18 protein-coding genes and 2 riboswitches are annotated in these 22,223 nt (G+C 64.0%); of the genes, 4 read left to right on the forward strand and 14 right to left on the reverse strand.

Translation table 11 applies throughout. The annotated features are described in order from the left end of the window. Window positions 1-9: 9 nt before the first annotated feature. The 3 genes from ACUCCZ_RS01660 (at window position 10) to ACUCCZ_RS01670 (ending at window position 5,131) form a co-directional block, all read left to right on the forward strand. The gene (locus ACUCCZ_RS01660) at window positions 10-1,017 is read left to right on the forward strand and encodes an ABC transporter permease (RefSeq protein ID WP_435917912.1); all 1,008 of its coding nucleotides are present in this window, start codon (window positions 10-12) and stop codon (window positions 1,015-1,017) included. After that, entirely contained in the window at window positions 1,014-3,149 is a 2,136-nt protein-coding gene (locus ACUCCZ_RS01665; protein ID WP_435917911.1) for an ABC transporter ATP-binding protein, read from the forward strand. The genes ACUCCZ_RS01660 and ACUCCZ_RS01665 overlap by 4 nt, the downstream gene beginning before the upstream one ends. Before the next feature lie 269 nt (window positions 3,150-3,418). Then, on the forward strand, window positions 3,419-5,131 hold the full coding sequence (locus tag ACUCCZ_RS01670; protein ID WP_435917910.1) for an ABC transporter family substrate-binding protein: 1,713 nt from the start codon (window positions 3,419-3,421) through the stop codon (window positions 5,129-5,131). 81 nt (window positions 5,132-5,212) lie between these two features. Here ACUCCZ_RS01670 and ACUCCZ_RS01675 read toward each other — a convergent pair whose 3' ends face one another. Then, window positions 5,213-5,884: a hypothetical protein gene (locus ACUCCZ_RS01675; protein WP_435917909.1), complete on the reverse strand. Its 672-nt coding sequence runs from the start codon at window positions 5,882-5,884 to the stop codon at window positions 5,213-5,215. Between the two features lie 38 nt (window positions 5,885-5,922). Further along, complete coding sequence (locus ACUCCZ_RS01680; RefSeq protein ID WP_435917908.1) at window positions 5,923-7,812, reverse strand: prenyltransferase/squalene oxidase repeat-containing protein; 1,890 nt, start codon at window positions 7,810-7,812, stop codon at window positions 5,923-5,925. Then, window positions 7,798-8,033: riboswitch (cobalamin riboswitch) on the reverse strand. Its footprint overlaps the gene before it by 15 nt. Continuing rightward, window positions 8,032-8,146, forward strand: a riboswitch (cobalamin riboswitch). Its footprint overlaps the riboswitch before it by 2 nt. A gap of 108 nt (window positions 8,147-8,254) precedes the next feature. Between ACUCCZ_RS01680 and ACUCCZ_RS01685 the strand changes: the two genes are divergently transcribed. Next, window positions 8,255-10,702: a leucine-rich repeat domain-containing protein gene (locus ACUCCZ_RS01685; protein ID WP_435917907.1), complete on the forward strand. Its 2,448-nt coding sequence runs from the start codon at window positions 8,255-8,257 to the stop codon at window positions 10,700-10,702. A gap of 131 nt (window positions 10,703-10,833) precedes the next feature. On the opposite strand, the gene ACUCCZ_RS01690 is transcribed toward ACUCCZ_RS01685, so the two are convergent. The 12 genes from ACUCCZ_RS01690 to ACUCCZ_RS01745 all read right to left on the reverse strand — a co-directional run bounded on the left by ACUCCZ_RS01690 (window position 10,834) and on the right by ACUCCZ_RS01745 (window position 22,211). Next, window positions 10,834-11,532, reverse strand: a complete 699-nt coding sequence (locus tag ACUCCZ_RS01690; RefSeq protein ID WP_435917906.1) for a hypothetical protein — start codon at window positions 11,530-11,532, stop codon at window positions 10,834-10,836. Then, complete coding sequence (locus tag ACUCCZ_RS01695; RefSeq protein WP_435917905.1) at window positions 11,532-12,485, reverse strand: VWA domain-containing protein; 954 nt, start codon at window positions 12,483-12,485, stop codon at window positions 11,532-11,534. The genes ACUCCZ_RS01690 and ACUCCZ_RS01695 overlap by 1 nt, the downstream gene beginning before the upstream one ends. After that, window positions 12,482-13,471: a vWA domain-containing protein gene (locus ACUCCZ_RS01700; RefSeq protein ID WP_435917904.1), complete on the reverse strand. Its 990-nt coding sequence runs from the start codon at window positions 13,469-13,471 to the stop codon at window positions 12,482-12,484. The genes ACUCCZ_RS01695 and ACUCCZ_RS01700 overlap by 4 nt, the downstream gene beginning before the upstream one ends. After that, complete coding sequence (locus ACUCCZ_RS01705) at window positions 13,462-13,929, reverse strand: hypothetical protein (protein WP_435917903.1); 468 nt, start codon at window positions 13,927-13,929, stop codon at window positions 13,462-13,464. The genes ACUCCZ_RS01700 and ACUCCZ_RS01705 overlap by 10 nt, the downstream gene beginning before the upstream one ends. Then, the gene (locus ACUCCZ_RS01710) at window positions 13,926-14,861 is read right to left on the reverse strand and encodes a DUF58 domain-containing protein (protein WP_435917902.1); all 936 of its coding nucleotides are present in this window, start codon (window positions 14,859-14,861) and stop codon (window positions 13,926-13,928) included. The genes ACUCCZ_RS01705 and ACUCCZ_RS01710 overlap by 4 nt, the downstream gene beginning before the upstream one ends. Further along, the gene (locus ACUCCZ_RS01715) at window positions 14,858-15,874 is read right to left on the reverse strand and encodes an AAA family ATPase (protein WP_435917901.1); all 1,017 of its coding nucleotides are present in this window, start codon (window positions 15,872-15,874) and stop codon (window positions 14,858-14,860) included. Before ACUCCZ_RS01715 ends, ACUCCZ_RS01710 begins: the two co-directional genes overlap by 4 nt. Further along, the gene (locus tag ACUCCZ_RS01720) at window positions 15,858-16,817 is read right to left on the reverse strand and encodes a hypothetical protein (protein WP_435917900.1); all 960 of its coding nucleotides are present in this window, start codon (window positions 16,815-16,817) and stop codon (window positions 15,858-15,860) included. The genes ACUCCZ_RS01715 and ACUCCZ_RS01720 overlap by 17 nt, the downstream gene beginning before the upstream one ends. Continuing rightward, a complete protein-coding gene (locus ACUCCZ_RS01725) occupies window positions 16,814-18,214 on the reverse strand; it encodes an ATP-binding cassette domain-containing protein (RefSeq protein WP_435917899.1) in 1,401 nt (466 codons plus the stop codon). Before ACUCCZ_RS01725 ends, ACUCCZ_RS01720 begins: the two co-directional genes overlap by 4 nt. Continuing rightward, on the reverse strand, window positions 18,211-19,191 hold the full coding sequence (locus tag ACUCCZ_RS01730; protein ID WP_435917897.1) for a hypothetical protein: 981 nt from the start codon (window positions 19,189-19,191) through the stop codon (window positions 18,211-18,213). Before ACUCCZ_RS01730 ends, ACUCCZ_RS01725 begins: the two co-directional genes overlap by 4 nt. Then, entirely contained in the window at window positions 19,188-20,141 is a 954-nt protein-coding gene (locus ACUCCZ_RS01735; protein WP_435917896.1) for a hypothetical protein, read from the reverse strand. Before ACUCCZ_RS01735 ends, ACUCCZ_RS01730 begins: the two co-directional genes overlap by 4 nt. Beyond that, on the reverse strand, window positions 20,138-21,277 hold the full coding sequence (locus ACUCCZ_RS01740) for a hypothetical protein (protein WP_435917895.1): 1,140 nt from the start codon (window positions 21,275-21,277) through the stop codon (window positions 20,138-20,140). Before ACUCCZ_RS01740 ends, ACUCCZ_RS01735 begins: the two co-directional genes overlap by 4 nt. 280 nt (window positions 21,278-21,557) lie before the next feature. After that, complete coding sequence (locus ACUCCZ_RS01745; RefSeq protein ID WP_435917894.1) at window positions 21,558-22,211, reverse strand: hypothetical protein; 654 nt, start codon at window positions 22,209-22,211, stop codon at window positions 21,558-21,560. Between the last annotated feature and the right edge of the window lie 12 nt (window positions 22,212-22,223).

The raw sequence follows: 22,223 nt of genomic DNA on the forward strand, positions 1-22,223 counted from the left end.
GGAGCCGTCATGTCTGAACCCACGAACAACGCCAGCGTCGAGCTCAACACCCCGAAGGCGGGCCCTAGCGCGCCCATCGAAGGCCCTGACGCCTTGAGCGCTGCCAACCGCAACGAGAAACACAAGCCGGGACGCAATGAGCGTGACGGCAAGCACATGTCACGTGGCCGTCTGATCCTGCGCCGCTTCTGGCGTCCGGTCGGCTCCAAGATCGGTGTCATCGGGCTGGCTCTCATCATCCTGCTCGCCCTCGTCGGCCCGTACATCGCCAACTGGGACTACTGGGTCGTTGACGACAACGCCTTCCTCTCCCCGCCAGACCAGTACCACTGGTTCGGCACCAGCCAGGGCGGTTTCGACCTGTTCGCCATGACGGTCGAAGGTTTACGCAAGTCCCTCATCATCGGTTTCTGCGTCGCGATCATCGTGGAGACCCTGGCCGCCCTCATCGGCTCGGCTGCGGCTTACTTCGGCAAGGTGGCGGAGAAGATCATCTTGTGGTTCATCGACCTGCTGCTGGTGATCCCGTCCTTCCTCATCATCGCCATCCTGAGTCAGCACACCTCTGGCAAGAGCACCTCGACCGCACTGCTGATCCTGCTGCTGTCGGCCTTCAGCTGGATGCTGTCGGCCCGTGTGGTCCGCGCCATGACGCTGTCGGTGGTCAACCTCGACTACGTCACGGCTGCCCGGTTCATGTCGGTGCCGCCGTTCACGATCATCGTCAAGCACGTCATCCCGAACATCGCCAGCTACCTCATCATTGACCTGACGCTCGGTGTGGTCGCGGCCATCATGAGTGAGACGGTGCTGTCCTTCTTCGGCTTCGGCGTGCAGAAGCCTGAGACCTCCCTGGGTACCTTGCTGGGTGACGGCATGACCGCTGTCACGACCTCGCCGTGGCTGTTCATGTTCCCGGCCGGCGTGCTGGTGATCCTGCTGTTGAGCGTTAACTTCATCGGTGACGGCCTGCGCGACGCCGTCGATCCCTCCTCCAAGTCTGGTGGTAAGGCATGAGCAAGAAGACTGCCACTGCGGCGAACCTGTCCGACGCCCTGCCGGAGCGTCAGGAGGGTGTGCCGGTCCTGCAGATCAAGGACCTCAACGTCCGTTTCCCCTCCGAGGATGGCGTCGTCCACGCTGTGCGCGGGGTCAACCTGAGTGTCGATGCCGGCGAGGTCGTCGGCTTGGTGGGTGAGTCTGGCTCCGGTAAGTCCGTCACCTCGATGTCGGTGATGGGCCTGTTGGACGAGGGCGCTCGCGTCAATGGGTCGGTCAAGCTTCACGGCACCGAGCTGCTGGGACGCGACGACGACTGGATGTCGGACGTGCGCGGCAAGAAGGTCGCCATGATCTTCCAGGACCCGTTGAGTGCCCTGACTCCTGTGTACACGGTCGGTGACCAGATCGTTGAGGCCCTTCAGATTCACTCGGACATGTCCGACAAGGATGCCTGGGCTCGTGCTCTCGAGCTGCTCGACATGGTTGGTATCCCGAATCCGGAGGTGCGTGCCAAGGCCTTCCCGCACGAGTTCTCCGGCGGTATGCGCCAGCGCGTCGTCATCGCCATGGCGATCGCCAACGACCCGGATCTCATCATCGCCGACGAACCGACGACGGCCCTTGACGTGACGATTCAGGCTCAGATCCTTGACCTGCTCCGCGTCGCCCAGCGTGAGACCCATGCAGGCGTCGTCATGATCACCCATGACCTCGGTGTCATCGCTGGTCTGGCCGACCGCGTGGCCGTCATGTACGCCGGGCGTATCGTCGAGCGGGCCAACGTCGACGAGCTGTTCTACCGCTCCCGGCATCCGTACACCATCGGCCTGTTGGGATCCTTGCCTCGTCCTGACCTTGACAAGGATGAGCCGCTGACGCCGGTCGAGGGCAACCCGCCCTCCCTGCTCACTCTCCCGCCGGGATGCCCCTTCGCCCCGCGTTGCCCGATGGCCGTGGATGCCTGTCGCGAGGCAGAGCCCGATCTGAGCCCGACCGACCTTGAGCATCACGAAGCTGCGTGTGTTCGTCACCGCGAACTGATCGACCGCACCTACGCGGAGGTCTACCCGCATGTCGGTGAGCGCAAGGGCCGCTTCAAGGCGACAGCCCTTGGTACGTCGGACCGCGAGGCGCTCGAGGACGTTCTGGAGGTCAAGGGCCTCGTCAAGACCTACCCGCTCATGAAGGGTGCGGTCTTCAAGAGGCGAGTTGGCACCGTCCATGCCGTTGACGGCATCTCCTTTCGGATCAAGAAGGGTGAGACCCTCGGTCTGGTGGGGGAGTCGGGCTGTGGCAAGACGACGACGATCATGTCGATTCTCGAGCTGGCCAAGCCGGAGGCGGGCACTGTCGTCGTCCTGGGACGCGACGCGGCGACGATGAACGCCAAGGACCGCAAGGAGACCCGACAGGACCTCCAGGTGGTGTTCCAGGACCCGATGGCATCCCTGGATCCGCGTCTGCCGATCGCCGACATCATCGCCGAGCCACTGAAGTACAACGGGTACCCGAGGAGCAAGATTCCGGAGCGGGTTGACGAGCTGATGGCCCTGGTGGGGCTGGAACCTGCCCATGCCAACCGCTACCCGCGAAACTTCTCCGGTGGCCAGAAGCAGCGTGTCGGTATCGCCCGTGCGCTGGCGCTGAACCCGAAGCTGCTCGTTCTCGACGAGCCGGTCTCGGCCCTGGACGTGTCGATCCAGGCCGGTGTGCTGAACCTGCTGGAGGATCTACGCGAGAAGTTGGAGCTTTCCTACCTCTTCGTCGCCCACGATCTGTCGGTTGTTCGCCACATCGCCAACCGCGTGGCCGTGATGTACCTGGGACGCATCGTCGAGCTCGGAGAGGTCTCCGAGGTCTTCGACCATCCGATGCACCCATACACCCAGGGCCTGCTCTCAGCCATCCCGGTGCCCGACCCGTCCAAGGAGCACAACCGCCACCGCATCCTGCTGGAGGGTGACCTGCCGTCACCGGCTGCGCCGCCGTCCGGGTGCCCGTTCCACACTCGCTGCCCGAAGTTCAAGGAGCTCGACGAGGTCTCCCAGGCGAAGTGCATGGGGGAGCGTCCGGAGTTGTCGTACCCGCGGGCGGACATCGACCGGCGCACGGCGTGTCACTTCCCCGAGGAGATTCGGGTGTTCTGAGACTCTGCAGTGGATCCCTGACATGGGGTGGTGTCGTTGCGACGACGCCACCCCATGCGTCATGGTCACGGGACCACTGGTGGTCTCATCTGCGCATTGCCCGACGGGCAGATGTGAGCTGACGACAATCACGGTCGGATCGAGGAAAAGTCAAGATTTCATAACGAAACCGAGTTCTGAGGCTGTTCTCGCTGGTTGGTCCGGAGGAGGAGTGCCAAGCTCAAGCCATCATGATCCATCCAGGATCCTCAACTTTGCGGAGGTTTACCGTGCGCAAGACCTTGACGACCGCAGTGGCTGCTCTGGCCGTGGGCTCGCTTGCCCTGACTGGCTGCGGACAGAAGAACCAGTCCGGCGGCGACCAGAACAACGGCGACAAGACCACGTCGGCGAACGCGCCGCTGGCTGCCCTGAACATCAAGCCCCGGGACCAGATCAAGGACGGTGGCACCCTCCGTCTTGCGATCGGTCCCCTGCCGACCGGTTGGAACCCGCTGCAGGTCGACAACAACACCGCCGACCTCGCGACGACGATCTGGAATTTCATCGGCGCCCAGAACTTCTACTACACCGAGGACGGCACCCCGAAGGCGAACCCGGACTACATCGAGTCGGCCAAGGTTGACACCAAGGACGGCAAGCAGGTCGTCACCCTGCACCTCAACCCGAAGGCCAAGTGGAACTCCGGTCGAGTCATCGACTACACCGACTACCAGGCCATGTGGAAGGCCTGCAACGGTCAGAACGACAAGTTCCTGCCGGCCACCACCGACGGTTTCAACCAGATCACCTCGGTGGAGAAGGGTGACAAGGACACCGACGTCGTCATCACCTTCAAGAACACCTATCCGGACTGGACCTCCACCATGAGTATGCTCATTCCGAAGGAGGGCTCTTCCGACCCGGACGTCTTCAACGCTGGCTGGAAGAAGCCGAACCCCGACTGGTTCACCGGCCCGTTCATCCCCACCAAGGTGGATCAGGCTTCGAAGACCCTGACCGTCAAGCGCAATGACAAGTGGTGGGGCGAGAAGTCGAAGCTCGACACCGTCACGTTCAAGCAGATGGAGGATGCCGCCAAGACCAAGGCGTTCGCCAACAAGGAGATCGACGTCGCCGACACCATCATCACCAAGGACGGTTACCAGACCGCCAAGAAGCGTGATGACGCCGACATGCGTGCTGCCGGTTCGCTGCAGTGGCGCCACTTCACCTTCAACGCCGAGTCGGCCAACTTGTCTGACAAGACCGTCCGTCAGGCCATTGTCAAGGGCATCAACCGCCCGGCCATCGCCAAGTCCGACCTTGCCGGTCTGCCGATCCAGGCCGACTCGGTGATGCTCGGAAACCACTTCTTCATGCCCGGCCAGCCTGGCTACAAGGACAATTCGGAGGAGTTCAAGTACGATCCGAAGGCCGCTGAGAAGCAGTTGGACGATGCCGGTTGGAAGAAGCAGGGTGACTACCGCGTCAAGGACGGCAAGACCCTGACCGTCAACTACGCTCAGCTGACTGGTGTCCCCACTTCTGAGAATGAGGGTGCGCTGTTCAAGCAGGACATGGCGAAGATCGGGGTCAAGGTCAACCTTGTCAACACCCCCTCCAGCGACATGCAGAAGGTGTTGTCGAACCACTCCTTCGACGTCATCGCGTTCACGTGGCAGGGTACCCAGTACCCGATGGCCAACGTCCGTCAGATCTATGGCGCTGCTGACCAGGGCTCCAAGAAGCCGTCGCAGTCAAACTTCTCCCAGATCGTCGATCCCGAGATCGAGAAGCTCATCCCACAGATCGACACCGAGATGGACGTCAACAAGCGTCGTGAGCTCACCAACCAGGCCGACAAGATCATCTGGGACGACGTCATGACTCTGCCGCTGTACCGCCGCATCATGTTCACCGCCACCCCGAAGGACCTCGCGAACTTCGGTGCTGCGACCTTCCAGATCGTGCACGCGGAGGACATCGGCTTCCAGAAGTGACGATGAGTTCTCACCTGTGAGAAGCGGGGCCGGGGATGTGATCCCCGGCCCCGCAGTCGTTGCGGGTTGTGATGGTGGGGGTCAGGACTGGCGACGACGCATGACGATCGCGACGATGAGGGCAATGACCACGATGGCAATGACGCTGATCGTGGCAATTGGGCTGTGAGACGAGAAATCGGTGTTCTGAGCCTTCTTGGCGCTGTTGTTGGTCAGCTGGAAGGAGGAACCCTCGGTGCTTCCAGCGGCCAACGTCGGGGGAGTACACGACTTGGTCGTCGGCCTGTTGTAGCACCATCCCTCGATGGATCCGGCGGTTGGCGTGTACTGGTCGGCGCCCTTCTTCGAGTAACCCCACACAGCACCGGCGCCGGAAGCGTGGTAATACGCCCAGTACTGGCCGTTGAAGGTCTTGGGGCAGGTCTCGGGGTGATCGTTCATCGTGCAGATGAGACCCGACTTGTTCCTGCCGATGGTGATTCCGGCCTTCTCCAGCGCGTCGGCGCCGGTCGATGGTGAGTCGACGCACTGGTTGGCCAGCACCTTCTCGTCGTCAGTGATGACGAAGACCCAGACCTTTCTGGTGTTGAGGCAGTCGTCAATGGCTGTCGTCTGACCAGTGCCGACGCTCGGCGAGGGGGCCGCGTGCGCAAAGAACGGGAAGAAGATCGTCAGGGCTGCGAACAACAGAGCGGCGAGCACTCCTCCCATGGTCGGGAGTGCTCGCCGGTTCTCGATGTGGGAAATACTCACATGACGATCATGCCTCAGAGAAGAGCATTCGTCCTGTCTCAGACCCCGGTACGGGGAAGAGCTGTCGCACGATCTGAAGGTGTCGCACGATCTGAAGGGCGGTTCGACGGTCCGACCGGAGCTGGGGTGACCGGGGTGTGCGCGGTAGCGGTGGCCGTCGCAGTGGCGGAACCAGTAGCGATGGCTGACGGGGTCGGGGTGGCCGATCCGGTCGGGGTCACCGTGGGCGTCTCGGTCGGGCTCTCAGTCGGAACAACGGTGGGCGTCACCGTGGGAGTCGGCGTCACCGTAGGGGTAACAGTCGGGGTCGGGGTGGCCGAGGGATCGTATGGTCTCAGATGGGCATCCCAGTTCGGTCCGGCATTCTGGTCAGCGGCGAGGGGCTTGAAGTACCAGCCCTCGATGGAACCAGCCTTGGGATGGGCGTTGCCAGCACCGGTCGTCAAGGACTCCCACGTCACCGACTTGTCAGCGCCGGCCGGGGTGGCGTGCCAGTAAGACCAGTATGCCTCGTGGGTGTCGACCTTCGTCGGGTAACCATCGATCATGGTGACCATGCCGCCGTCGGACGTGACGACGAATCCGGCGGACTCAAGAGCCTCCATGCCGTTGCCGAACTTCGAGGCACACGCACCCTTGGAGGTGCCGTTGTCCTGCTCGATGTAGACCCACACGTGGCCCACGGCGATGCATTTCTGGGCGCCGCTCATGTCGCCGGGCTTGCCGGTCGGAGTGGCCGTGGGAGTGACTGTCGGGGTCTCGGTCGGGGTCACCGTTGGGGTGGGGGTTGGGGTGGTTGTGCAGGTTGGGGTGTTTTTGGGGGGTTTGCCGGACCATGTTGAGGCGTAGCCGTGGCCGGTGATGGCCATGATTGCTTGGTCGGTGGCCATGATGTTGGGTTCGTGGTCGTTGCGTTGGGCTTGCCATGCGCCGACTTTCGTGAGGTTTTGTTGGCGGATGAGCCATTGTTTGACGGTTGTCATGTCTTCGCCGCGTTCTGCGAGTGCGCTGGCGAGCATGCCGGTGGAGTTGGCGGCGGAGTAGGTTTCCCAGTAGTCCCCGTCGTCGTGGGTTTTGGTGTTGAGTGCCCATTGGGTGGCGTGGTTGGCGGCTGTAGTGATTTTGGTGTTGTAGTTGTCTGGGATGAGGTGTGGGTTGTGTTGGAGGAGGGTTAGGTCTGATAGGGCGATACCGGTGTAGTCGGGGTCGCCGACGAAGGTCGTGGTGCCGTCGTGGTTCTTTTTGGTGTAGCCGAAAGCGCCGGCATCGGTGCCTCCAGTGCCCTGGGTGGACAACAGCTTGTCGATAATTGTTTTCGGTACTGGGCGGTTGGCTCGGGTTAGTGCGATGGTGATGAGGTGTGGGCCCCAGTACATGGTGACGCGGCGTTGCATGTTGGGGTTGGTGTCGTTGATGTAGCCGGCGAGTTTGATCCACAGGTTTCCGGTTTCCTTGCCGAGGAAGTAGGTGGGGTCGTCTCCGAGGATTTCGGCGGTCATGATGACTTTTGCCAGGCCGGCCGGGTTGTTTTCGATGTATTTCGGGCCGGTTTTTTTGAGGGCTGTGGTCATTTCTGTGACGGTGTCGGGGTGGGCATCGGAGCCGACCAGGGCGATGATGCCGTCAGCGATGCCGCCGGCTTGTCTGTAGTTCTTGGGGTCTTGTTTCCATTTGTTGGCGAGCCAGTCAGCGGCTTTTGCGACGTAGGTGCTGGTGGCGGCGGTGTCGTTGATCGATCCGGGCCACATGGCGCCTTTGACTGGGTTGGTTGGTGGGTTGAAGCAGTAGGGGGTGGAGCCGTCGTCGGTGGTGGTGAGGGGTGTGTGTGATGGGGTGGATGGTGGGTTGGCGAATGCTGATGTTGTGAATGGTGATGCGATGAGTGCACCGGCAGCGAGGCCGGCGATCCATCGAGTGAGTCTGAGCATGTGGCGGGTCTTCTTCCTGAGGCTGCGTTGCGGACAGGGAAGGCTCCCGGGTCGAACTCACCGCAGTCCTCGACGGTGTGTGATGTTCCTTCGACAACCCAGGTACTCCGACTCGGGGGTGGGCCCCTCACGGTTGCGGGTCAGTTCCGGTATCGCACCGAATTCCCCTGTGGTTGCGGTGCAATTCTAAGCTCGCGGCCACCGCATGTCCACATCCGGGTTCGTCGACGCGAACACTGTTGGTAAGATCCGAGTGGTTTCATCGATGGAGAACCTGGTGCGAATCCAGGACTGTCCCGCAACCGTGTAGGTCGGCAGAGATGTCGACACAGTCGGATCGCTGTCGTTGAAATGTCTCGTACTCAATTCCGTCGTGGACAGCGGAATGGTCGGTCCTGGCTGTGGACGACGACGAAGCGTCCACATGTGAAAGGCAGGACCTGTGAGACGGTTCAAAGGATTGGCCGCGGTGCTCTCCGCGGCCCTGGCCATACCGATGGCCATCGTGTTCCTCGCCCCGGCATCGGCAACGCCGGCCGCGTCCTATGACGATGAGGCGCAGACGTGCATCAATCAGAAGCACGTGTTCGTGTATGCCGAGCGTGATGACGGGCATGTCGACACCGGTTGCGCGTCGAAGTTCTCCAATGGGGTGGAGGCGTTGGAGTCAGCCGGTTTCGACATTGGAAGCACCGATTTCGGTGGCGACCTGGGAATGTTCGTCGATTCAATTAACGGGTACCCGGAGAATCCTGACAAGTTCTACGCCTATTGGGGTTATTTCCATGGCCAGCCGGCAGGTAAGGACGCCACGGTTGACTGGGAGTACTCGCAGTTGGGCGCCAGCAACTATCACCCCAAGCCTGGCTCGATCGAGGCATGGCACTACATGCTCATTGATGGTCCGTGGGAGGTCCCTCCGACCTGGAAGCCGAAGGTCGATCCAGCCCCGAGCACTCCGGCGGCGTCCTTCGAGATTCCTGACAAGGCCCTGCAGAAGTGCATCACTGACAAGCTCGGCACCACCACCCCTACCAAGGAGCAGCTTGCCGGCGTGACGAGTCTGAGCTGCCGGAACTTGGGAATCAAAGACCTCACCGGCATAGATCAACTGACCGGTCTGGAAAAGGCCTTCCTATCGGGCAACAGGATCAGCGATCTCAAGCCGCTGGCCGCCTCCACCGGCATTTTCAGTCTGGATGTTAACAGCAATGAGGTCTCCGACATCTCGCCCCTGAGGTCTTTGACGAAGCTGTCGCGCCTGGATGTCGGCAAGAACCACATCCGCGACCTGTCCGCACTCAAGGACATCAAGGGTTTGGGCGACGCCGACATCACCTCGAACTTCCAGAGCGTTGACGGCGGCTCGGCCATCGCTGGGGGTGAAGTTCCGGTGCCGACCGCTGTCGATCACCACGGGACGACCTTCGTGGCTGACCGCGAAGTGCCCGAAGGCGTCAAGATCAAGGGCAACAACGTCACCTATCCCTCCGCCGGTGACTACGTGTGGCAGTTCCGCGACGCCTCGATGTATTTCAACGGGTCCATCACTGTCCATGTCGTCGCGGCTCCCGAACCGCCGAAGCTCGTCGATATCCCCGACGCGAACTTCAAATCCTGCCTCCAGGACGCCGTCGGTGCCAGCAAGCCCCTGACCGCTGAGAATCTTGGTGCGCTGGCTGAGGTCAAGTGCATCGACAAGGGCATCAAGGACATCACCGGTTCCGAGGCCCTCACCAATGTCAAGACTCTGTACCTGACGACCAACGAGATTGAGAGCGTCGATCCGCTTGCCGGTCTGACGAGGCTCGAGACCCTTTACCTACCCAACAACCGCGTCAAGGATCTGGCTCCGTTGGCGGGTCTGGGGAATCTCAGGACGATGAGCCTGGACCAGAACCCCATTACCTCGGTGCGGCAGCTGTCCTCGCTGACGAATCTCACTGATCTGACGATCAATCAGAACACGCGCGGCAAGTATACCTATCCCGGTGTGACCAGCCTTGACAGTCTGGGTTCGCTTCCCAAGCTCACCCGCCTGGTGGCCAACAACAACGTCAACCTGGCCGATCTCTCCGGGATCTCCGGTGCCACCTCGTTGAAGAAGCTCTTCCTCAACAATGACAAGATTTCGGACCTGACCCCGATCAAGGGATTGACGAACCTCGTCGAGATCGGTTTCGACAACAACGACATCTCCAATGTCTCTGCACTGGCCGCGATGACGAAACTCACCAAGGTGGGACTCAGCTCAAACCACATCTTTGACCTGTCCCCGCTGTCGGGTCTGGGCGACATCGCCTTCATGGGTCTGCGTGCCCGGTGGCAGACGGTGACGCTCCCGGCCGTTCCAGCCCAGCAACCGGTTGCGGTTCCGGTGGCGAAGGCTGCCGACGGCTCCAAGGCTGAGCTCATCGCTCCTGAAGGTGTGACGGTAGCTGGTGACATAGTGACCTATCCGAAGGCCGGCGATGGTTACACGTGGACGTGGTCGCACAAGGACGCCACCAGCCACTCCGAGGACTTCGCCGGGACGTTGATCCAGCCGGTGACGGCTGCGGTTCCGACGCCTACGCCGACTCCTACGCCGTCGGTGACCCCGACTGTCACTCCCACGGTGACGCCGACGCTTACGCCGACGGTGACGCCCACCGTTGCTCCAACTGTCGCCCCGACCGAGACGCCGACGCCGACTGTTACCCCCACGGTGACGCCGACGCCGACGGTGACCCCGACCGGGACTCCGACTGTCAGTCCTACGGCGATGCCGACTCAGGTGCCATCGAGCTCTCCGACCAAGCTCGGACCTCAGCAGGGCAACATCCCGGTGAATCCATCCTTCCCGGACGATCCCACGCGCCACCCCGGACTACCTTCCACGGGAGCGTGATCTCCGAGTAGCAGAAGGGGCCCCACCGCCATGGTGGGGCCCCTCGTCGTCTCACGTGCGAGTCGAGCCAGACCAGGAGATCTGTTCGCGGGCCCGGCTCCGAGTTCCGGAGTGGGATGCGTGCCGGCGAGCTACCACGTCCGTCCAGTACCGGAACCCGAGTTCTTCTGGGAGGTGTCGGCCTGGTCGAGCGCCTTCTGACGCTGTTCCTGGGCCTTCTTGAGCTTCTCCTCGAGATCATCCTTGGTGCTCTGCTGACCAGAGGAATCCGCCTCCTTACCGGCATCTCCTCCGCCACCATTCTGGCGCTTGCGATCAAGTCGAGACCTGGTGCTGCTCGCCGCAGCCTTCTGTGACGACGAGGTGCACTGGGCGTCAGCGAGCACTTCCTTGCCCTGACGCCACCGCACGAGGGCTTCGTCGCGGTTGTCGGCCTTGGCATAGCGATCAGCCGACGCCTCCAATGACCACGCCCAGTTCAGACGAACCCGGCACTGCTCCTCAGCAGGGGCCAGACCTGCGGCCTTCTCAAACTTGCCGACCGCTCCGTCGTAGTTGCCACGGGTGTACCGAGCGACCCCGGCGTCATAGGGGGCGATCCACGTGTCGATGAGCGCCCACTTCTCAGCGGCCATGAACTTCTCCTCGGCACTGGTGGCATCTGCCTGGTCAAGGTCCGATCGTCCGCGATCCACGAGGATCATCGTCCGTGCGGGAAGGGCTGCCGCCGCGAGGGCGACGAGGGTGACGACTCCAGCCCCAACTCGTAGCGTCCATGGGGGCCTGACACCGTGCATGCCACGACGTCCTGGTCTTTCCAAGTTCGCCATCACGCCACCTCTCTGCGCATCCGACGCCATGCCCGCACGCTGAGCCAGGCATCCGCCGTCTCGCAGATCAGAGCGGCTGCGGCGAACCACCAGGCCCAGTGGTGAATGCGTCCAGGCTGTGGATCGGCCGGCTGCTGGAGCGGGTTCTCCCACCAGGTCACCGTGCTGGTGGCGTCACGCTGGAGGAATTGTCCCCCCAGCTGCCTGGCCATGGTTCGCAGGGCCTGCGGATCAGCATGGGACACCGCAGCTGAGCCATTCCTGGTCACCTTTTCAGTGGCGCCAGGACGGATGGGCATGGTGCCACCCGAGGTCGTCCCGTAACCGAGAACCAGACCGCCGTCGATGAGCCCGGACACGTCGGAGAAACTGTGCGGAGCCGAGGACGCTGTCTGCTCGCCGTCGCCCATGTACACCAGATATCTCTTCGCAGTGGGACGGCTTTCTCGCGCCTTGACGAGCATTTGGCGGGCCAGAGGTTCGGCCAGGCCAATGTCGGTACCAGTGGCGTTCACCGTTTCTCGCCAGCCCAGGGTCTCGGCGAGGGTGCGCAGCGCAGCTGGGTCGGTGCTGGGAGGTAGGGCGATCCGTGCCTGGTTGTCCGAAGCGATGACGCTCACCCGTGCCGACGGCATCGCGGCGGCCAGGGAGGTGAGGTCTGCGGTCACCCCGGACATTCGCGGCTTGCCAGCAAAGTCGGTCGCTCCCATTGAGGTGGTGCGGTCAACGATGACGATGACCTCGGCGCCAGCTGCCTCGTTGCTGCGTGAGGGGTCGGCGCCCCCGGGGCGCAGGGCCACCCCCACGAGAGCCAGGGCAGCGAGCGCCCGGCACCACATCGCCGTGGTAGATCGGGGAGAAGAACGGCGATGTGCCGTCACCGCGATGGCAGCCAGGGCGAGTGCTGCCAGGATAGCCACGACGAGGAGGACCCAGTCGGGATTGACGGTCATGAGTCCTCCCTTCGACGCCTTGGGCCGATCTCCATCGCCGTCGCCGCGATGAGGCACACCAGTGCCAGCACCCCGAAGGGCCAGACGACGTCGACCTGGGCCCATCGGGCGGTTGCGCCGGTCGCACGTGCCTCCTGGTCACTGACGGCGGTGATGATGCGATCTGGGTCCTCCAGATGTGTTCCGGTGATCAGGGTGACGTCACCTCCCGTGTGTGCCACGGCGTCATGAAGGATGGAGACCGCGGCGGCATCCGCCTCCGAGGGGGCAATCCCCTGGACGAGGACCTTCCTCGTGACGGTCTGGCGGATCGCCTCGTTGAGGCTGAAGACCGGTGTGCCAGAGAGTTGATTGTCGGTAGCCAGCACGACGGTGCGCCCGCGTCGATCGTCAGACCCGTCGAAACGCTGGAGGCAGGAGGCCAGACCGTCGCCGATGAGGCTCGAACCGCTCGCGCCTGCCCGGGATCCCGGGATGGGTCCACGGCTCAGGGCATGGGAGAACTGATCGAGATGGGAATCGATGTAGTCGGCGTCGTCGGTGAGCGGAAAGATCGTCACGGCAGCCGAGTCAAAGGCCACCAGCCCGATCCGGTTACCGCCAAGGTTGTCCGCCAGCTTCCGGTAGGCCTTGATGACGTCACGGTCGACGTCGGCCATGGACCCGGATACGTCGAGGCAGAGCACGACGTCATGGGTGCGACGATGCTGCCAGTTCTTGTCAGGCTTTGCGGGACGACCCACCAACACCACCAGGCATGCCGCAGCGACGAGAACGCACATCACCTGGATGAGGTGGCGTCGGAGTCGAGCCCGAACGAGATGCTGGTAACGGGGTAGGGCCCGCAGCCGGTCCAGGTGGTCCAGCGGGACTGCCGAGTGCTGGATCCGACGGTGTCGATTGAGTGGCCACAGGAATGCCGCGATGACGACCACAAGTACGACGACGGCAGCGACGATGGCGAGTGGCCATTGCATCAGTGCCATGAGGTCACCACCCCTCGTCCAGACTCGATGAGATCGCGAGCACGGGACTCGCTGGGCGGCGGGCCGAAGCAGGCGTCACGAGCCTGCTCCGAGAATGCGGCGGCTGATTGCAGCCTAGGTTCACGTCGAGCGGCCCGCGACAGGTCGGAGGCGGTGAGGTAGTCGGCATCCTCCGTGCTGACCAAACCGATGAAGCGACGCACGATCCGGCTGGTTTCCTGACAGACTTGGCGTGGGGAGAGGTCCGTGCCCAACCTGGCCGAGACGTCGTCGAGGACTCTGAGACACTCGGATGACAGTTGCGCGACGTCATCGCGGGGATCCTCGCTGGCGTCATGGCGTCGAGACATCACGACGAGAGCAACGAGGGCGGCGATGCCGCTGGCAACAAGGACAGCGACGAGGATCCACCAATGGGCGGGGACGGGAACGGTGGGATTGATCTTAAGGAGAATCATGATCGCCTCCCACGTCGTGACAGGGCCAGGGCAAGGGCCTCCGGCGCCTCGGCGACGGTCCGTACCCGAGCGTGGGTGACACCGAGATCATCAAGCATGGCGTCGCTGCGCCGGGCGAGGTCGATCTGGGCGGACGCGGTCTCCTCGCAGAGCTGACGGTCGCCAAGGACCTCCTGCATCACGGAAGGGCCACCGTCGGCTGCCACGATGGCGCGGCCGGCAAGCCTGGGATCCGTGGCCAGCATGTCGGTGAGGGTGACGACGATGACGTCGTGACGTACTGCGGCTCGGCTCAACGCATTGGCCTGGGCTGAGGTGAGCTCCTCGTCTTCACGGATGAGAAGAAGCAGCCCGGGGCCTCGCATAGCATTCGTGGCTGTCTCGAGCACCGCTTCCACGACGTGAGGGTCGGGGGAGCCGCTGGCATCCTCGAGGCTGATGATCTCGTGGAGCATCCGTTCCACCTGTGGCATGCGGACGGTCGGACGCCACGAGGACGTCCTGCTGGGTCCGGCGCAGATCATGGCAACCCGGTCGCCATGGTCCATGGCGATCTGGGCCATGATCGTGGTCACCACCGCTGCCAGATGGGCCTTCGTCACGTCCATGTCGCACCAACCGTGTATTGCCGACGTACCGCAGATCCCGACCATGAGGGTGGCCTGACGCTGAGCGACGTGACGACGGATGAGCAACTCCCCGCGGCGGGCCGTGGCCTTCCAGTCGACGTCCTTGACGTCATCGCCGGGGGCATAGGCGCGCAGGTCGTTGAAGTCGAGGCTGCGACCGACGTGGACCGAGTCGTGGTCGCCGTCAAGGAGAGACTCCACCCGGCGCCGCAACACCAGCGGCACCCGGGAGCGGACGGCCTGGATGAGGGCTCGCTCCCGGCTGCTCAGCACGCTGGTGGAAGTGCTCGTGGTGACAGTCACGGGGTGGGCACCGCCTCAAAGACGGCGTCGATGACGTCGGTGGAACGCACTCGCTGAGCCTGGGCCTCGAAGCTGAGGACCAGACGGTGACGCAGTACGGCGTGACGCAGGGTGACGACGTCCTCCGGGATGACGTGGGTGCGACCCTTCAGCAGGGCCAGAGCACGCGCAACTGCCATGAAGGAGATCGAGGCACGCGGAGATGCTCCGTACTCGATGGCACGAGCAGCGGAATTCGACAGGGCGGACTCAGGGTGACGGGTCACCGCGACGAGGTCGACGATGTAGCGCTTGATGGCCTCGTCGACCACGACACGACGGGTGAGGTCCTGCAGGGTGAGGACATCGTTGGTGCTCACCGCCGGGGCCACCAGTGCGTCGATCGATCCGTCCTCGATGCGGTTGAGGACCTCGAGTTCCTCGGAGACGTCCGGGTAGTCGAGCACCTCCTTGAGTAGGAAGCGGTCCATCTGGGCGTGCGGGAGGGCGTAGGTGCCTTCCTCCTCGATGGGGTTCTGGGTGGCCAACACCATGAAGGGGTCGGGTAACGGGTGGACGACGCCACCGATCGACGTCTGACGTTCCTGCATCGCCTCGAGCATGGCGGACTGGGTCTTCGCGCTGGAACGGTTGATCTCGTCGAGCAGGACGATGTTGGCGTGCACCGGACCCAGCTCAGTGCGGAAGGTTGCCGTCGACTGGTCGAAGACCTGAGTGCCGATGATGTCGGAGGGCAGTAGGTCAGGGGTGCACTGCACGCGGGTGAAGGACCCGTCAACCACCGAGGCCAACGTGGAGGCCGAGAGGGTTTTCGCCAGGCCGGGGACTGACTCGAGCAGCACGTGCCCACGAGCTAACATCGCCACCAGCAAACTGGTGCGTAGGGCGGACTGTCCCACCACGAGATCGCTGAAGGCGGCCACCAGGGCGTCGAGTCGATCCGCCGCCCAGTTCAGCTCCGGCTCACCGAGCGCGGGACGTGCCTGAGCGTCGGCGTCAGTGTGGTGTGTCATCGTCGTCTCCTGAATGGTGAGTGGTGGTCGGGAAGGAAAAGGAAGTGGTGAGGCCACTGAGGCCTCGTTTGTCGAGGGCCGTGTCATTGACAGCCGAGATGACGGGTCTCACTCGCGCCGATGCGCGACGATCCGGAGCCAGCGCCTGACGCAAGGCACGAATAACGAACGGGATCACGACGAGCCAGACGACGGCGTTCGAGATGGCTCGGGTCATGTCGAAGGCCAGCGAGGTTGCTGTCGTCCAGGCCCACAGGCGCTGTGCCTCCTCGACCGGGCCGAGCCCGGCGAGGAAGGACTGCCCGGGGTCGGCCTCCGCCCACGCCCATCCCATGAGGTTGAGCAGAAGCCCGGTGATCGGGCCGAGGACCACGCACCACAGGGCGCCGACAAGCCACGTCGTGACGGTGCGTAGCCGAACCATGGCAGCTCCGGCCAACCCCCACAGCTGCCAGACGACGAGCTGTCCGGCGAGTGGGGTGGCGACCGTGCCGGTGGCGGCCGACGAGACCAGACAGGTGAAGGTTCCCGCGAGTACGCCACCGGGCGCTCCCAGCACCGCACCGACGAGCATGGGAATCCAGAAGACCGGCTCGATGCCGTTGTCTCCCGGCGCCAGACCGGCACGGACCCCGGCTGCGAGGACCGCTGCACCCAGCACCAGGCTGAGAGAACGAGCGGACCTCGTCTCGCGGACGAGGACGACTGTCATGGCAGCGCTGACGCCGATCTGGGCGGCGACGAGCCATGGTGCAGTTGACGCGGCCTGGGTCTGGAGGGCGGCGGTACGGGAACTCCACACCGGCCAGGTGAGCCAGATGACGCCAAGCAGGACCTGGACGATGGCGATGGTGCGGCAGAGGCGGCCCGAGGTCGCGCCGACTGTGCGCCAACGGGCAGGACGCTCCGTGTGGGCGGTGGTCACTGTGTTGGTGGTCGTCATGACGTCCTGCCTTCCACGAGATCGAGGGAGTCGATGACGTCACCCAGGGTCATGTGATGGCGGGAACCGGTGAGGGCTCCGACCCAGGTGAGGGGGGCGAGCCCCAGGGCCAGTGGGGACCGGTCGGCAATGACGCGATGACCGTCGATGACGATGACGCGATGGACTGCTCGTACCAGGAACTCCACGTCCCGGGTCGTGATGATGCGCAGACCGGCCGGTTCGTCGAAGAGACTCTCGGAGACCTGAGACCTCTCGATGGGGTCGAGGTCGTGGTCAGCGTGGGCGACAAGCAGTGGGTCGGGAGACACCAGGCAGTCGTGGAGGCGGAGCCATGCTCGTTCGCCGCGGGACAGGTCACAGTGACGTCGAGACGCCAACTCGGTCGTTCCTGCCACCTTGTGAAGATCCCGGCTGGGGCGTAGCGACGCCGAGGGCAGGGAGCGGCCCGGTCGTGGGAGCGCATGCAATAACTGTGAGGCGACCGATTCCGGACGGACGGGGTCGTCCGGGTCGGGGGCAGCCTTGAGAGCAGTGGCCCCAGCGAGGTCCACAGCCCGGGCGATGGCCAGCGACTCACGATCATGGATGGCGAGGTCGGGGCCGTCCAGACCGAGATCGTGGCAACTGATCACCGTCATGACAGGCCCAGCGCGGTGTTCGTGGTTGCGACGGGGCCGTGGTAAGCCCGAGAAGACGGTGGGGAGGGTGCCAGCGGTGACGGCAGAGTCATGGCGGCCTGCCAGGGAAGCCAGAGCTCGACCGATCGGCAGTGGGAGGCTCTGGGGCGCCCAGGACTCAACAGTCGAGTCGGACATGACGGATCCTGCCGACATCTCCACGATGCGGTCGGCCCGGGCCCAGGCGGCGTCAAGGTCGTGATCGGCCCACAGCACCGTTGCGCCACGATCGGCGAGTTCGCGCAACCGCGCGGTGAGGGCATCACGTTGCGAGCCATTGAGTCCGGAGGTCGGGTGGTCGACGAGGATGATTCGTTGCGAGCTTGCCACGGCGGGGGTGACGAGGGATTCCGCAAGTTGAGCTCGGGCGTCGAGTGGCCATGTGTCGAGAGGACGACGAGTCCAGGGGCCGGCTTCGACGGAATCCGAATATGGTAAATCCGCCCAGGTCAGCAGGTCAGTGTCGACGATCAGACTCATCTCCGTGAGGAGGTCTGGCCCCAGGTCCATGACGTCGGTGCCATCAATGATGGCCCTTCCTCGCACTCGGGAACCAGCCGGTAAGTGTCCGGCCAGTAACCGCAGCAGCATCGTCGTCCCTGATCCGCGACGGCCGACGAGGCACGTCACGGTGCCGGCATCGAGGCAGAGATTGACGTCGTTGATGACGGTGCCTCGGCCGGGCAGCCACACCGTCACGTCGTCGAGAACAATCACGCTGACACCTCCTGACGACGACGCGGGGTGGTCACGGCGACGACCAGGGGCAGTGCGACGGTGCAGATGAGGCTGGTGACCGGGATTGGTGGCCAGCCCGGGTGGGGAGTGACCGCAGACCCGTTGACGCCGATCATCCACAGCGCGAGGGTGACGGCGGCCAGGACCGCCACGACGAGGTTGGGACCCGAGACCGTCCCGATGGGCTCCCCGGTCGGCAACAAAGCAGTGAGGAGGACCGCCACGATCAAGGCCAACAAGGCGGTCGTGGGCTGGTCGATCCTGGTTAACGGATGCATGGACACCAGCGTGACGGCTGGTACCGTCATGCAGATGACAAGGACCAACGCACGCACCGGGGCAGTCCAGACGGCCAGCGGACGGTGTTGACGAGCCAGCCCGGAAGCCCCTTCACGGGTCGTTGCGGCGATCTCGGCAGGACGCATCGACGCGGCGACAGCGTGGCGATCCAAGGCGTCAGGTAGGGCAGCGAAGGGCTCCAGAACAGGAGACCACGAGCCCAACAGGCGACGTCCCGCAGCTGATGCGTCGGCTGGTCGCACTGCTGACATGCCGATTCCCGCGATCGCAACGAGAACGAGAGCTCTCAGCGTGGACGTCACGGTCAGCAGGAGACCCGAGGCAGTCATGGCGCCACCGAGGTGGACTCCCGGTCCGGGAGACCACGTCGGCAATCGCCACACGACAGAACCCAAGGTCGAGTTCGCCGAGGGGCTGACGATCGCCATGATGATCCACCACACGACGATGATGCTTGACAGCCAGCGAGCCGTGGCCAGCACTCCCGGACGGCTACCCAACATCGCGAAGGTGACCACGAGGCACAACCACATCACCGCGAGAAGCAGGAGATTCGTCGTCGAGACGGCGATGGTGGCCAGAACGAGAAGCTCAGCTCCCCATGCCCAGGCAGGGGTCGGAGTTGCTGAGGTGGAGTGAATGTGTGAGACCGTCATGGAGCACTCACCTCGCCCTTGTGGCGTTGAGGACGAGACGTGGCGGTGAGGGCGAGGGCAGAGACGACTCCCACACCGAGGAGGACTCCGGCGGCGGCCTTGACGGTTCCCTCGGGATGGTCATCCCGATCAGTCGTCGGCACGTCGAGGTTGGTGCCGACCGGCGGGGGAGTGAACAACGGACTACGAGCAGCCTTGATCCCGTCGACGGCCGGAATGAGCGTCCACGAGGTCGTTCGCTGTGGATCAGTGACCGACTGCACCCTGACGTCGTGTTTCGTACCTGTCAGACCGCGCGGCACCGTCCAGCGGATGTGGCTGATCTGTGAGGGATCGGCGGCTGCTTCAGGGGTTTCGCCGATCGCGGTGGCGTCATGCCAGGTGTCGCCCTGCCTGACTTGCACCCGGTAGGTCTCGCCGGGGACTGCACCGACAGCCTGCATGTCGAGGGTCTGGCCGGCGGGTTTGCGTTCGGAGTAGCCGTCACCCAGGAGATGCGGTACGAGGGAGCCGAAGGGGATGAATTGGCCTGGCATCCGGGTGGTGTCGAGGCCCTGGATGTCGGAGACGCTCACCAAGGCCCAGCCGCCCTCACCAATTCCCGGGGAGGAGGCGATGGGGATCAACACATCGGCGACGCCCTGCGCGTCGGTGTAGAAACTGGCCCCCTTGCCGATCGGCTCGAGTCCGGTCAATTTGTTGCCCGTGATGGAGGCTTGGAATATCTGCACCGTGCCACGGACATGTGGATTTCCGCGCACGATCACCTTCGGGGTCGTTCCCTCACGTAGCCAACGATCGGTGGTCAGACTGCACACCTTCGCCCCGGAACACAGGCTGGTCGTCTGGGCGCTCTGCTCGGCGTGGGCGGGAGCGGTCCCGACCACAGCGGCGACAGAGACCGTCAGAAGAGCGACCGCCACCGCACTGATTGTGGAGATGTGGCTCATTCCTCGTCCTCCCGGTCAGGACGACGGCGATGACGACGACCGATGGCCGCAAAGGCCAGGCCAGCCAGGGCGACGACCCCGACACCGACCGGTACCCACCACGGGGCACCTCCATGTTCGTCGTTGTCCGGAGAATGACGCGTGCGGTCCTCACGCCCCCATACCGGGGAGGACGATGACTGCGGGGCCAGCGCGGGGCCAGCACTCGCAGCGGGAGGGGATGCGCTGGAGCTTGGGGTCGGCGAGCTCGGGGTGGCCGGGGGGGACGACGGACGAGAAAGCGGCGTAGGCGACGTGGTGGTCGGACGGACAGTCACGATGGTGTTGGGGCGGCTGTCTGCGTTGTCGTGGTTCTTACCGGGCTTCGGTCCGGTGCCGTGCGTCGGCGCCGTCGGGTTGAGACGATTGTGATGGTTCCCGCCGTGGCCGTGACCAGGCTTGTGGGACGGCTTGTTTCCGCCATGCCCCGGTTCGTGGGCGGGCTTGTTCGTCGGCTTGGCATGGCCACCAGTCGGCTCGTGGGTGGGCTTGCCGGTTGGCCTGTGGCTGGGTCTGCCGGTCGGTCCGGTCGACGGTCCGGGGCCCGGGCCTGGTTTGTCGCCGTCGTCACCGCCCTTGGCGAACTTCGGCGTGATGGGAGGCAGATGTGTGTTGTCAGTGGAGAACACCACAACGCTGAATCCGTTGATCTCGAGACTCGGATCCCAACGGGGAGTCTCGTCCCATCTGCCACCGGACCCCTCCTCCCAGGTGCCGGTGTGGTACCACCACGTCGCTGGGCTCTCGGCGAAGGGGTCAGCCTCGATGCCGTTGATGCTGGTGACGATCTGGCCCGAGCCCCCATCATGGGAGAAGCCAGCCAGAGTCAGGGCGTCCGCCCTGCCGTCGTGGCCAGACACCTTGTGCGCCCCGATGATGCATCGCACGAGAGTCTTCGAGTTGAGGTTGCCCGGAATCTCGGGCACGACCTCAGCGGGTTTGGCCGGCCAGTACAGGACGACCGCGTAACCTTCGTCCTTCTGACACCACCCGTCGTGGAATCCTGCTCCCTCGGCATTGGTGGGGGAGGCCATCATCGACCCCGCCGCACACGTGGATGCCAGCAGGCTCGCAATGGTGACCGGGCGGCGGCTCATCAAGTTCCTCTCGGCGGGTCACCGCGACGAACGAGAGGATCGTCACGCCACGCAACCCACGACATGGCATCAACACTCAACTGATTCGGCGATCCGGCTCAGCCGTACGGCATCACGGTTGCGGGACAGCGCCGGACTCTCACCGGCTTCTCCGTCACAGTTGTCGGCCCGGGGCACATGACCTCGGACGCCCCTCAGCCTACGGCGTGAGCTTCTGGGATGCGACGTCGGCCACCCGACGAGAACTCAAGGAGCCCTGATCGGCAGGGACGAGACGCCGTCAGACGATGAAGGCGGCAGCGACGAGAACGACGGTGATGCAGATCGTCATCCAGTTTGGGTGAACCTGAATCTCTCCGCCGCGAGACTTCCCGTCCTTGGGCTGCGTGTGGTCTGGCCCGTGCATGGCCTGCGTCGCAGCCGTCCGCCCGGCCGTGGGACGACGCTCGATCTTCTCCATCTCGATGAGACGGGAGGTTGAGTGCGAATCCAGCGACCACCTCATCGGGACCTCGGACCCGACGATGACCTGCGGGATGTGGTCGGCGTTGCCCCTCATCGCGGTGGCCGTGCCGCGTGCCGGGGCAGCCCATGCCGAGATCGTGCGCGGCTTGCGTACCCCATCGGCGCCAGGACGACGCTCGGCCGTCAGCGACAGCCCCCAACGCCCGGTGACCTCGGTGATTCGACGCCAGGGAATGTCCCAAATTCGGAATTGATTGACGACGGTCACCCCTTCGTCAGTGATCCGAATCTCGGCAACTCCCCAGATGATCCACACCAGCCACACGAAGAGCAGCAGGGCTGGCAGATTCGTCAATCCAGCGAGGCCAGAACGAATGAGGTCGAGAACCGTCAGCACGATGATCACCGCAAGGACGATCCCGACGCCGATCCGTCCTCGGTGCGAGGAGATGATGATCGGCGGTCTCATGGCGCTCCAGAC

It is taken from the genome of Cutibacterium nasicola, from assembly GCF_052654715.2.